We start from the raw sequence: 11461 nt of genomic DNA on the forward strand, positions 1-11461 counted from the left end.
GCCAAGCCTTTACCCCCGCAAGCTGCGAGATCAAACCAGCGTACCGGGATAAGCTCCTTCGGGTGACGGACAACCTGGTGTGGATCGACTGCGAGATGACCGGCCTCGACCTGAGCAAGGACGCACTGATCGAGATCGCGGTGCTCGTGACCGACTCGGACCTCAACATCGTCGACGAGGGCGTCGACATAGTCATCCACGCGGACGACGCGGCACTGGACGCCATGCCGGACGTCGTGCGCGAGATGCACGCCGCGTCCGGCCTCACCCCGCTGGTGCGCCAGTCGACGGTCTCGATCGCCGAAGCCGAGACCCAGGTACTCGACTACGTGCGCAAACACATCCCGGACGCCCGCACCGCACCCCTGTGCGGCAACTCCATCGCCACCGACCGCGGCTTCATCGCCCGCGACATGCCCGCCCTCGACGCCCACCTCCACTACCGGATGATCGACGTGTCCTCCATCAAGGAGCTGTGCAGGCGCTGGTACCCGCGGATCTACTACGCGCAGCCCGACAAGGGCCTCACCCACCGCGCGCTCGCGGACATCAGGGAGTCGATCCGGGAGCTGGAGTACTACCGGGGCACCGCGTTCGTCCCGGCCCCCGGGCCGACGAGCGACCAGGCAAAAGCCGTGGCAGAGGGCCTGATGAACCGCAAGCCCTGACCTGCTGTCGGACCGTCCACCGGGCACGTTACGATATGTGCGCTGCCCGCTGCGGCGGCGATGGTGGGTGTAGCTCAGCTGGTAGAGCACCTGGTTGTGGTCCAGGATGTCGCGGGTTCAAGTCCCGTCACTCACCCGTGGATGACCCTGTTCGGTGGCCCTTCGGGGCCACCTTCCCGGGCGGGTTCGTCATCATGTTGGGGGGCCGAGCCCCCCCAAACCCCCCACGGTGCCGTTGGTTCGGCCTGACTGCGTGGCTGGCTTTTCAACAGGACGACCCCGTTTGGTGGCCCCCACGGTGTGGTGTGGTGTGGCCGTCCTTGACACACGCCCCCCCCCCCCGGAAGCGGGGCTCCCGGGGGGGTGTTGTCGGTGCTAGCGTTTGCCGCCCTTCGTCCACTGGGGCCACGGGATCTGCCAGTCGCCCAGGCCGTCCCATGACTCCAGGACCGGGCCGCCGCTGTTCTTCACGACGATCACGTCGCCCTTCTGGCTGATCTCCTGCAGCCAGGCGGCGTTCTCCGTGGTCATGTTGATGCAGCCGTGGCTCACGTTCCGGTGGCCCTGGTCGCCCACCGACCAGGGGGCCGAGTGGTAGAAGATGCCGCTGTTCGACATGCGGCTCGCCACCGCCACCGTCGTCCGGTAGCCCTCCGCCGCGTCCGTCGGCACGCCGTACGTGCTCGAGTCCATCGTGTAGTTCGTGTGCTCGCTCATGACCACGTAGGTGCCCGACGGGGTCTCGTGGCCCGGCTTGCCCATCGAGATCGGGATCGTCCGCGCGACCTTGCCGTTCACCGTGACCGTCATCTTGTGGGTGCCGCCGTCCGCCGTGGCGACGATGGCCTTTCCGACGGTGACGTTGACCACCCGGCTCTCGTTGCCGAACACGCCGTTGCCGAAGTCCTTGCCGAAGATCGCCGCGTTGATCGTGATCTTCGTCCCGGGCGCCCAGTACGTCTTCGGTCGCCAGTGGACCTCACTGTCGGAGAACCAGTAGAACGCGCCCTCGGTGCGCGGGGTCGTCGCGATCTGGACGGCCCGCTCCACCGCCGCCTTGTTCTCGATGTCCACGTCGAAGTAGAAGGCCAGCGGCTGCCCCACGCCCACGGTCTGCCCGTCCAGCGGGTTCATCGACACGTCCGCCCTCAGCCGCGGCGTGGCCGTGGTGAACACCGACTTCACCGTCGCACGCTTCTCGTCGGAGCCCTTGCCCGACGCGGTCGCCGTGTAGGTCCTGCCGAACCCGAGCGGCTCGGTCGTCTGCCACGTCGTCTTGTCCGGCGACAACTGGCCCTTGACCTGCTCACCCTGCTCGTTGACCACGCGCACCTGCGTGAGCATGCCGTCCACCGCCGCGATCGTGACCGGGTTGCCCGGCACCACGTCCGCGGCCTTGTCGGCGGGCGTGATCGCGAGCCTCACCGGCTTCTTCGGCGGCGCCGGTTTCGCACTCGACGACGTCGTCGGCTTGTCCGTCGCGGGGGCGGACTCGGCCGCACCGGTCGTACAAGACGTGATCATCAACACTGCGAGGCCCAGCACCCCGCCCATCAGCGGCCCCCGCCGCCGACCACCCCAGCCCATCACACACCGCCCCATTTGCCCGTGATCGTCATGCACAGTGTGCCGGATGCGTCCAACGCCCTGGAGCAGGCCATCCGCATCAATGGGGAATCCGGTTTCAGGGGTCTCCAGACCACGTGATACCGTTCTTCACGTCGCGCCGGAGAGATCCTCTCCGACACGCGCGCCGCTAGCTCAACTGGCAGAGCAGCTGGCTCTTAACCAGCGGGTTCGGGGTTCGAGTCCCTGGCGGCGTACCACGGGACCGCAGGTCAGCATACGCGCTGACCTGCGGTTCTGTTTTTTACAGGTCGCTTCCGCGCTGGCTCCGACCGTCCACCGTCGCCTGATGGGTGCTCAGCGGCGGGCATGGGCGGAGAGCAAGATCAACAACAGCTCGCCAACCACAGCTTCGTTGACCCTGGGGTGCTGGCCGACCGAGTTTGATCTCCAGCGCAACTCCAGAGTGCTTGCCAGGAGTTCGAGCATGTCCGGGTACAACCGCCGGGCGGCGGCCATCGCGGCGTGACCGTAATGGGCGGCGAGCCGGAGCTCCGCGTCACGAGAACCCTGGTCCCCGACCATCCGCGTGGTGACGACTCCGCGTACGTCGTCCGGGACGGCGTAGCGGTCACCGTCGTGGGACACGACCAGCCCGGCGGACACCAGCTCCGCGAGGACCTGGCCTACTGCATCGCCCCGACCTCGATCGCCGCGTGCACAACGTTAAGCAGCATCACGTAGCGATATGAGCAGGCAAGGTTCCACACCGCGTGCAGCCTTCTCGCAACACTTACCTCCGCGTATTAGCCCGCGATGCTTGCCATCTTCCCGCAGAGCGCTCTAGCGTAATATCGCTCCTCGTGAAGCGTAAGTAGGAAGGTGTCATGTCAGGACGTCCACGCGATCCAGAACTCGAGCAGCGTCTGCTCTCCGCGGCGTGGCTGCTGTTGACCAGTGAGGGCTACGACGCCTTCACCCTGGCGCGGATCGCGACCGACGCGAACGCCCATCGCAGCGACGTCTACCGGCGATGGCAGACCAAGGCGCAGGCGGTCACCGCGGCGCTGGCCAAGCATCTGCCACCGATCCCGGAGGTGGACACCGGCTCGCTCTACCTCGACCTGCGGGCGATCGTCGACGGCCTGGCGACGGCATGGTCCGCGCCGTGGATGGACGGGCTGGTCGGGCTGCTGGCGGACCTGCGCCGTGACCCCGAGGCCGAAGCGGCCTTCCAGGCGATGGCCGGCCGGCGGCGGGGTGTCGTGGCCGCGGTGATCGAGCGTGCCGTGCACCGCGGCGAGATCCCCGAGCCAGTCAACCCGTACCTGCCAGGTGACCTCCTGGAGGGTCCACTGATGCACCGTCAGATGCTCACGCGGCGGCCGATCACGTCCGAGGACCTCGACCTGATCGCGCAGTCGGCCCACTGGCTGCTCACCAGGACGCGGGTGACCCGATGACCGAGCCGCACGAACTCTCCGCGGCCGAGCAGCTGCGCGCGCTACGCGACCGGGACATCTCCTCGCGCGAGCTGACGCAGCACTACCTGAACCGCATCGACAAGCTCGACGACGAGCTCGGCGCGTTCGTCACCCGCACTCCGGAACTCGCCCTCGAGGAAGCCGCCCGTGCCGACGAGCTGCTGGGGCGCGGCGAGTGGTCACCGCTGCGCGGGCTGCCGATCGGTATCAAGGACACCAACCCGACCGCGGGCATCCGAACCACGTTGGGTTCGGCCGCACTCGCCGACAACGTGCCGGCAGAGGACTCATGGACCGTGGGCCTGCTGCGCCGGGCCGGCGCGGTCGTGCTCGGCAAGACCAATGTGCCGGAGTTCGGCGTCACCTGCTTCACCGAGAACGACGTCACCCCGCGCCCCGCGGTCACGCCGTATGACCCCAGCCGTTACTCGAGTGGCTCCAGCGGCGGCGCGGCCACCGCCGTGGCGGCCGGGATGCTGCCGATAGCTCATGGCAGCGACGGCGCCGGTTCGGGCCGTACGCCGGCCGCCTGCTGCCACCTCGTCGCGGTGAAGCCGAGCCGCGGCCTGGTGAGCATGGCTCCGGCGACCTCCTTCTTCAGTCCCGGCATCGAGACGCCGATCGCACGTACGGTGTCCGACGCGGCGTTGCTGCTGGACGTCATGGCGCGGCCGTGGCCGGGCGATCTCCACGGCTGGCGTCCCGCGCGGAGCTTCGCGGACGCGATCGGGCAGCAGCCGCCCGGAGGGCTGCGGATCGCGATGTGGACCCAGACCGGGCTGGACGGGATCGACTCGCACCCGGAGTCGGTTCGTGCCGTCCAGCGCGCGGCGACCCTGCTCCGCGAACTCGGGCACGAGGTACGGGAGATCGCGATCCCCGCCCGCTACACCGAGTCGGTGCGGCAGGCGATCTTCCAGTGGTTCGAGACCCGCACCGCGGCCTCGGTCCCGGCTCTCATCCCGCCCGAGCGACGGCACCTGCTCATGCCGTACACACGCCATCTGCTCGCGGCGGGCGAGACGCGATCCGCCGTCGACGTCGAACTCGGGCAGGCGACTCTCGCGCAGTACGCCAGTACCTTCCTCGACGCACTCGCCGACTTCGACGTCGCGTTGACGCCGACGACCAACGGTCCGGCCGTGCCACTCGGCCACTACCTCGCGGACGGGATCGAGCAGGTTCCCGACCGGATGCTGGCCTGGTCGTGTCACACGCCGTGGGCGAACTTCACCGGCGCACCGGCCGTCGCGCTCCCGTCGCACCAGGACCGCGACGGGCTGCCCGTCGGCGTGCAGCTTGTCGGCCGCGCACGGCACGACGGCCGGCTGCTCGCGCTCGCCGCCCAGCTCGAACGCGCCGGCCTGTGGGCCGACACCCACCCGCCCTGCTGGTATCTGTGAAAGGTCGAGCGTCATGGCAGTAGACGGTTTCTCGCGCGGCACGCCCCCGGGGCTCGCCCCAGGCCGGGGCCTGACCGAACGGCTCGTGGAGCTTCCCGGCGGACGGCGCCTTCGCGCGGTTGTGGCCGGTGACGCACGCGGTCCGCTCGTCGTCTTCGAGGCCGGTATGAGTGCGCCGGCCGCGGAGTGGGTGCACACCCAGCGGCAAGTCAGCGAGCGGGCCCGCACGGTCAGCTACGACCGCGCCGGCTATGGCGGCAGCGACGACGCCACCGACGACCGCTCACTCGAACACCTCGCCGACGACCTGGCCGCCCTGCTCGACGCGCTGGACGAGACCGAGCCCGTCGTCCTCGTCGGGCACAGCTGGGGCGGGCCGATCCTGCGGACCTTCGCCCACCACCATCCGCAGCGCGTCGCCGGCCTGGTTTTCGTCGACGCGACACTCGCCGAGGTCATGTCCCCGACGCTCGCGAGAGTGAACGCGGCCTCGTTCCGCGTCATGTCGGTGCTGGCCATGATCGGGGCGACCCGGCTGATCGAGCGGATGTCCTTTCCGCGGGGAATCTCCTCGGAGATCAGCGACGACGACCGCGCGATCCTGCTGCGCGACTACGCATGCAGCCGGGCAATGCGTGCGGGCAGGCGGGAGGCCGCACAGATCGTGGCCGGCTTGCCGTTGCTGCGCCGGCTCCAGGCCACCGGGACGCCCGACGTCCCGACCGTCTGCCTGCAGGCCGGCCGCGTGGACCGCGGCATGGCCAAGCTCCGCCCGCTGTTGAACCGGACGGCAGCCGACCTCATGACCGCCGCCCCACAGGGCAAAGTCGTCGTGGTCGAGGACATCGGACATCTCATCCCGCAGGAACACCCGAACGTAGTACGCGACACGATCTTCGACCTGCTCGCCGTCACGGACTGAGGAAGGACTCATGGTCACCTCTGGCACGGCACCGGCCGGCACTCCGATAGGCGTCGCCCTCGCAGACCTCGCCCGCCGCGCACCGGACGCGGCGGCCGTCACCGACCCGCGGCGGACGGTGAGCCGCCGCGAACTCGAGCAACGCACCAACCGACTGGCCCGCGCCTACGCGGCACGTGGAGGGCGGGAGGGCGACTTCGTCACCATCGCCCTGCCCAACGGGATCGAGTTCGTCGAGGCGGCCATCGCCACCTGGAAGCTCGGTGCGACCCCGCAGCCGCTCTCCCACCGGCTGCCCGAACGAGAGCTGCGCTCGATCGTCGACCTGGTGGCGCCGAAGCTGGTCGTCGGACTCGACGCCGACTCCGGAGCGGCGCACGTCCCGGCCGGGTTCGAGCCCGCCCCGGAACTCGATGACCAGCCGCTTCCGCCAGCGATCGCCCCGAGCTTGAAGGCTCCGACGTCCGGGGGCAGCACGGGTACTCCGAAGATCATCGTCTCGACCGAGCCCGCCGTGGCCGAGGGGCTCACGGGGCTCGCCGCCCTGCTGCGGATGAGTGATTCGTCGGTTGTGCTCTGCACCGGACCGCTGTCGCACAACGGGCCGTTCCTGTTCTCACTGGCCGGGCTGCTACTCGGGGTGCACGTCGTCGTCATGGACCGCTTTGACGCCGAGCAGGCGCTGGAACTCGTGCAGCGTCATCGCGTCACCTGGATGTACAGCGTGCCGACCATGCTGCACCGTTTCGTCAAGCTTCCCGCGCCACTACGCGAACGCTTCGACCTCACGACACTGCGCACCGTCGTCACCATGGCGGCGCCGTGCGCGCAATGGCTGAAGGAAGCGTGCGTGGCCTGGCTCGGCCCCGATCGTCTACTCGAGTTGTACGCGGCGACCGAAGCTCACGCGGCCACGGTCATCGACGGGCACGGCTGGCTGGCCCGCCCGGGTTCGGTCGGGCGGCCGGTCATGGGCCAGATCTCTGTTCGGGACAGCGACGGCACCGAACTGCCCAGCGGCGGAACCGGCGAGATCTGGATGCGCCGCAGCACGGACCTCGCGGCGCCCTACCGCTACATCGGTGCCCGCCCACGCGTGAGCACCGACGGGTGGGAGTCGGTCGGCGACCGGGGCCGGCTCGACGCGGACGGGTACCTCTACCTGGCCGACCGGATGACCGACATGATCATCGTCGGCGGCTCCAACGTGTACCCCGCCGAGGTGGAGGCGGTGTTGGAGGAACACCCGGACGTGCACAGCGCATGCGTGATCGGTCTCCCCGACGAGGAGTACGGACAAGTGCCGCACGCCGTCGTGCAGACCGACTCCGCCGCATTCGACGCCGACGCGTTGACGTCCTACCTACGCAGCCGCATCGCGCCGTACAAAGTGCCGCGCAGCTACGAGTTCACGAGTGAGCCCTTGCGGGACGAGGCAGGAAAGCTGCGCCGCGCACTACATACGCAGCGCCCCAGCCGGGTCTACCGGCTGGGGCACAGTGGTGTGTCAGGCGATCGTGCTGCGGAAAGCTCGTAGCCGCAGGCTGTTCCCGACCACGAACACCGAGCTGAACGCCATTGCCGCGCCCGCGATCATCGGGTTGAGCAGTCCGGCCGCGGCCAGTGGGAGTGCTGCCACGTTGTAGCCGAACGCCCAGAACAGGTTGCCCTTGATCGTGGCGAGGGTGCGGCGGGACAACCGGATGGCGTCCACCGCGGCCCGCAGGTCGCCGCGGACCAGTGTCAGGTCGCTCGCCTCGATCGCGACGTCCGTGCCGGTGCCCATGGCCAGGCCCAGGTCGGCCTGCGCGAGCGCCGCCGCGTCGTTGACGCCGTCGCCGACCATCGCGACGACCTTGCCTTCCGACTGCAGCCGCTTGACGACGTCGACCTTGTCGGCGGGCAGGACCTCGGCGATCACCTCGTCGATGCCGACCTCCGCCGCGACCGCACGGGCGGCGGCCTCGTTGTCGCCGGTCAGCAGCACCGGCGTCAACCCGAGCTTGCGCAGTCCCGCGATCGCCTCGGCCGAGGTGGGCTTGACCGTGTCCGCGACGACCAGCACGGCACGGGCCGCGCCGTCCCAGCCGACCGCCACCGCGGTCCCGCCCTGCCGCTCCGCCTCGGCCTTCGCCGCGGCCAGCTCCGGGGTGAGGTGCTGGGCCCAGTCCTCGAGCAACGCGGTCCGGCCGACGACCACCGCGTGGCCGTCGACGACGCCCTGGACGCCGAGGCCCTCCGAGTTGGTGAAGCCCTCGACCTCGGGCAGGTCGCCGACCTTGTCCTCGGCGGCGCGGGCGATGGCCGCGGCGATCGGGTGCTCCGACGCCTTCTCCAGCGCACCCGCCAGCCGCAGCACCTCGACGTCGTCGACGCCGTCCGCCACGTGCACGTCGACCAGCGACATCCGGCCGCTCGTGACGGTGCCGGTCTTGTCCAGCACGACCGTGTCGACGCGCCGCGTGGACTCCAGCACCTCGGGGCCCTTGATCAGGATGCCCAGCTGCGCACCCCGGCCCGTGCCGACCAGCAGCGCCGTCGGCGTGGCCAGCCCGAGCGCGCACGGGCAGGCGATGATCAGGACCGCGACGGCGGCGGTGAACGCGGCGGCGGGGGTCCCGCCCGCGCCGAGCCAGAACGCCAGCGTGCCGAGCGCGAGAGCGATCACGATCGGGACGAACACACCGGAGATCCGGTCGGCCAGGCGCTGGACCTGCGCCTTGCCCGTCTGCGCGTCCTCGACCAGCCTCGCCATCTGCGCGAGCTGGGTGTCCGCACCGATCTTCGTGGCACGCACGACCAGCCTGCCGCCCGCGTTCACCGTCGCGCCGACGACCGTGTCGCCGGGGCCGACCTCGACCGGCACGGACTCGCCGGTCAGCATGCTCGCGTCGACCGCCGAGTTGCCGTCCTCGATGACACCGTCCGTGGCGATCTTCTCGCCCGGGCGGACGACGAACCGGTCGCCCACCGTGAGCGACTCGATCGGGACGCGTTCCTCCCTGCCGTCCCGCAGCACCGCGACGTCCTTGGCGCCCAGTGAAAGCAGCGCCCGCAACGCGGAACCCGCGCGGCGCTTGGCGCGTGCCTCGAAGTACCGGCCCGCGAGGATGAACGTGGTCACCCCGGCGGCGACCTCGAGGTAGATGTTGCCGTCCCCCGCCATCCGCTCGATGGTGAACTCGAACGGGTGCTTCATCCCGGGAATCCCGGCCGTGCCCCACAGCAGCGCGTACAGCGTCCAGGCGAACGCGGCCAGCGTGCCCATCGAGATGAGCGTGTCCATGGTGGCCGCGCCGTGCCGTAGGTTCTGCCACGCCGCCCGGTGGAACGGCCACGCCGCCCAGGCGATCACCGGTGCGGCGAGCGTGAGCGAGATCCACTGCCAGTTCGTGAACTGGATGGCCGGGATCATCGCCATCGCGATCACCGGCACCGACAGCAGCGTCGAGACGATCAGCCGCTGCCGCAACGGACGCGTCGGGTCCTCTTCGGACTCCTCTTCGGACCCTTCTGCGCCCTCGCGCCGCGGCGGCCGGGGCAGCTCGGCCGTGTAGCCCGCTGCCTCGACCTGGGCGACCAGCGTGCCGGCGTCGACGTCGTCGGGGAAGACGACCTTCGCCTTCTCCGTGGCGTAGTTGACCGTCGCGGTGACGCCGTCGAGCTTGTTGAGCTTGCGCTCGATCCGGTTCGCGCACGACGCGCAGGTCATGCCGCCGATGGCCAGTTCGATCTCGCGGTTCCGCTGTTGTGCTTCCGCGGTCATGGTGTGCCTCCTTCGCGAGATCAGTTGTGGCCGTGACCGTCGTCGGCGTGGCCCGCGCTCTCTTCGGGAGCGGGGGCGGGCGACGGTCGCGGCAGTGCGTGGCCGTCGGTGGCGAGGGTGAACTCCGCGGTGCGGACCGTGTTCCCGTGCTGGAAGTCCAGGAACAGCCGGTACGCGCCCGCGGACGGGACCTCCGCGTAGAACGTCACCGTCGGGCCGGGCTCGGTCCTGCCGTCGCCGGGTTCGCCGTCCGGGTGGACGTGCAGGTAGGCGAGGTCACCGCCGCGCAACGCCACGAGGTGCCCGTAGGCGCCGAGGTAGGGCTGCAGGTCGGTGACGGGCTTGCCGTCCTTGCTGACGGTCAGCGTGAGCTCCGCGGTCGCGCCCGGCACGAGCTCGCCGTCCAGCTTCACCTCGTAACCGTCCACGGTGGACACCCGGGACCCGGCGTAGGTCTCCGGCTGGAAGTCGCCCGGCACCGCAAGGTCCACGCCGAGCGTCGTCGCCTCGGCACCGGTCGGGGCGAAGTCGGCGAAGGCGCGGTAGCTGCCCGGGTCGTCGAGCGTGAGCGGGACCGACCAGGTGCCGTCCGCGCTCATCTCCGGGTGCACATGCTGGAACCCGGCCGTGTCCCGGCGCACCACGATCAGGTGCATCCGCTTCTCGTGCTCGACGTCGAACCGGGTCACCGGCTTGCCGTCCGGACCGGTGATGCGGAACGAGAAGTCGTTCGCCCCGGGGTGCAGCGTCGCGCTGGTGGGTGTGAGCGTGTAACCGCCCCGCGACGACGCGAGCCCGGCGGGGAGCGCCGACGACGCTGCCTCGGCGGCCTGCCCCGTCTCCGCGACAGTGCCGCTGTGTGTGTCCCCGTGGCCGGCGTCCTTGGCGGGCGCGGCGGTCTTCTCGTCGAGGGGACCGACAGCGGAGCCGATCGCCCAGGCGCCACCGGCGACCAGAACGAGCGCTACACCGTAGGCGGAGAGCTTTCCCGCAGTGTTCATGACAGATCCTTGTGGTTTGTGCTCCCGCGCTACGCGGTGAGCTGGTATCCGGCCTCTTCGACGGCGGCGCGCACCTGCGCCACGCCGACCTCCTCGTCACTGGCGACCGTCACGGCCCCGGTGGACAGGTCCACCGACACGCCGGTCACCCCGTCGAGCGCGCTGACCTCCTCGGTCACCGACCGCACGCAGTGGTCACAGGTCATGCCGGTCACGGTGTAGGTGGTCTCGGTCATCACGGATTCCCTTTCTCTGTGTTTCAGGAACGGACCAGGCGGGCGATCGCGTCGGTCGCCTCGCGCACCTTCGCGTCCGCGGTGTCGCCGCCCTCGGCGACCGCCTCCGCCACGCAGTGCTTGAGGTGTTCGTCGAGCAGGCCCAGGGACACCGCCTGCAGAGCCTTGGTGGCGGCCGAGATCTGCGTGAGGACGTCGATGCAGTACTCGTCGTTCTCGACCATCCGCTGCAGGCCGCGGATCTGACCCTCGACCCGGCGCAGCCGCGTGAGGTAGCCGTCCCGGTCGCTGCTGTATCCCCGCATGTCCTTCTCCTCGGCCCGTGATACCCCCGCCGGGTATCTCGTTGCCACGAACATATACCCATAGGGGGTATGCGCGTCAAGCCTCTCCCGGAGAGACGCAGGTCACGACG

11 protein-coding genes and 2 tRNA genes are annotated in these 11461 nt (G+C 70.0%); 7 read left to right on the plus strand and 6 right to left on the minus strand.

Annotated features, from left to right (window positions below; translation table 11 throughout):
- Nucleotides 1-62: 62 nt before the first annotated feature.
- Nucleotides 63-668: an oligoribonuclease gene (gene orn / locus ACIBVP_RS41575; protein ID WP_396112105.1), complete on the plus strand. Its 606-nt coding sequence runs from the start codon at nucleotides 63-65 to the stop codon at nucleotides 666-668.
- A gap of 63 nt (nucleotides 669-731) precedes the next feature.
- Nucleotides 732-804 (plus strand) — tRNA-His (locus ACIBVP_RS41580).
- Between the two features lie 239 nt (nucleotides 805-1043).
- Here the strand turns inward: ACIBVP_RS41580 and ACIBVP_RS41585 are convergent.
- On the minus strand, nucleotides 1044-2255 hold the full coding sequence (locus ACIBVP_RS41585) for an Ig-like domain-containing protein (protein ID WP_396112106.1): 1212 nt from the start codon (nucleotides 2253-2255) through the stop codon (nucleotides 1044-1046).
- Between the two features lie 163 nt (nucleotides 2256-2418).
- Between ACIBVP_RS41585 and ACIBVP_RS41590 the strand changes: the two genes are divergently transcribed.
- A tRNA-Lys gene (locus ACIBVP_RS41590) sits at nucleotides 2419-2494 on the plus strand.
- A gap of 97 nt (nucleotides 2495-2591) precedes the next feature.
- Here the strand turns inward: ACIBVP_RS41590 and ACIBVP_RS41595 are convergent.
- The gene (locus ACIBVP_RS41595) at nucleotides 2592-2900 is read right to left on the minus strand and encodes a hypothetical protein (protein ID WP_396112108.1); all 309 of its coding nucleotides are present in this window, start codon (nucleotides 2898-2900) and stop codon (nucleotides 2592-2594) included.
- 221 nt (nucleotides 2901-3121) lie between these two features.
- On the opposite strand from ACIBVP_RS41595, the gene ACIBVP_RS41600 reads away from it, so the two are divergent.
- From ACIBVP_RS41600 to ACIBVP_RS41615, 4 genes are read left to right on the plus strand one after another with little or no spacing between them, the layout of a single operon-like run.
- The gene (locus ACIBVP_RS41600) at nucleotides 3122-3697 is read left to right on the plus strand and encodes a TetR/AcrR family transcriptional regulator C-terminal ligand-binding domain-containing protein (protein WP_396112109.1); all 576 of its coding nucleotides are present in this window, start codon (nucleotides 3122-3124) and stop codon (nucleotides 3695-3697) included.
- Entirely contained in the window at nucleotides 3694-5121 is a 1428-nt protein-coding gene (locus ACIBVP_RS41605; protein ID WP_396112110.1) for an amidase, read from the plus strand. The genes ACIBVP_RS41600 and ACIBVP_RS41605 overlap by 4 nt, the downstream gene beginning before the upstream one ends.
- A gap of 13 nt (nucleotides 5122-5134) precedes the next feature.
- Nucleotides 5135-6043, plus strand: a complete 909-nt coding sequence (locus ACIBVP_RS41610; RefSeq protein ID WP_396112111.1) for an alpha/beta fold hydrolase — start codon at nucleotides 5135-5137, stop codon at nucleotides 6041-6043.
- A gap of 10 nt (nucleotides 6044-6053) precedes the next feature.
- Nucleotides 6054-7580 carry an AMP-binding protein gene (locus tag ACIBVP_RS41615; protein ID WP_396112112.1) on the plus strand — a complete coding sequence of 509 codons (1527 nt, stop codon included), beginning with the start codon at nucleotides 6054-6056 and terminating at the stop codon, nucleotides 7578-7580.
- Here the strand turns inward: ACIBVP_RS41615 and ACIBVP_RS41620 are convergent.
- Genes ACIBVP_RS41620 through ACIBVP_RS41635 form a run of 4 tightly spaced genes read right to left on the minus strand, consistent with a single transcriptional unit; the run spans nucleotide 7551 to nucleotide 11351 of the window.
- Nucleotides 7551-9809: a heavy metal translocating P-type ATPase gene (locus ACIBVP_RS41620; RefSeq protein ID WP_396112113.1), complete on the minus strand. Its 2259-nt coding sequence runs from the start codon at nucleotides 9807-9809 to the stop codon at nucleotides 7551-7553. The two genes, ACIBVP_RS41615 and ACIBVP_RS41620, sit on opposite strands and share 30 nt — an antisense overlap.
- 20 nt (nucleotides 9810-9829) lie before the next feature.
- Nucleotides 9830-10810 carry a hypothetical protein gene (locus ACIBVP_RS41625; RefSeq protein ID WP_396112114.1) on the minus strand — a complete coding sequence of 327 codons (981 nt, stop codon included), beginning with the start codon at nucleotides 10808-10810 and terminating at the stop codon, nucleotides 9830-9832.
- Nucleotides 10811-10839: 29 nt separating this feature from the next.
- On the minus strand, nucleotides 10840-11046 hold the full coding sequence (locus ACIBVP_RS41630; RefSeq protein ID WP_396112115.1) for a heavy-metal-associated domain-containing protein: 207 nt from the start codon (nucleotides 11044-11046) through the stop codon (nucleotides 10840-10842).
- Between the two features lie 23 nt (nucleotides 11047-11069).
- Nucleotides 11070-11351 carry a metal-sensitive transcriptional regulator gene (locus ACIBVP_RS41635; RefSeq protein ID WP_396112116.1) on the minus strand — a complete coding sequence of 94 codons (282 nt, stop codon included), beginning with the start codon at nucleotides 11349-11351 and terminating at the stop codon, nucleotides 11070-11072.
- Nucleotides 11352-11461 lie beyond the last annotated feature (110 nt).

It is taken from the genome of Actinophytocola sp. NPDC049390, from assembly GCF_044466355.1.
Classification (GTDB): Bacteria; Actinomycetota; Actinomycetes; order Mycobacteriales; family Pseudonocardiaceae; genus Actinophytocola.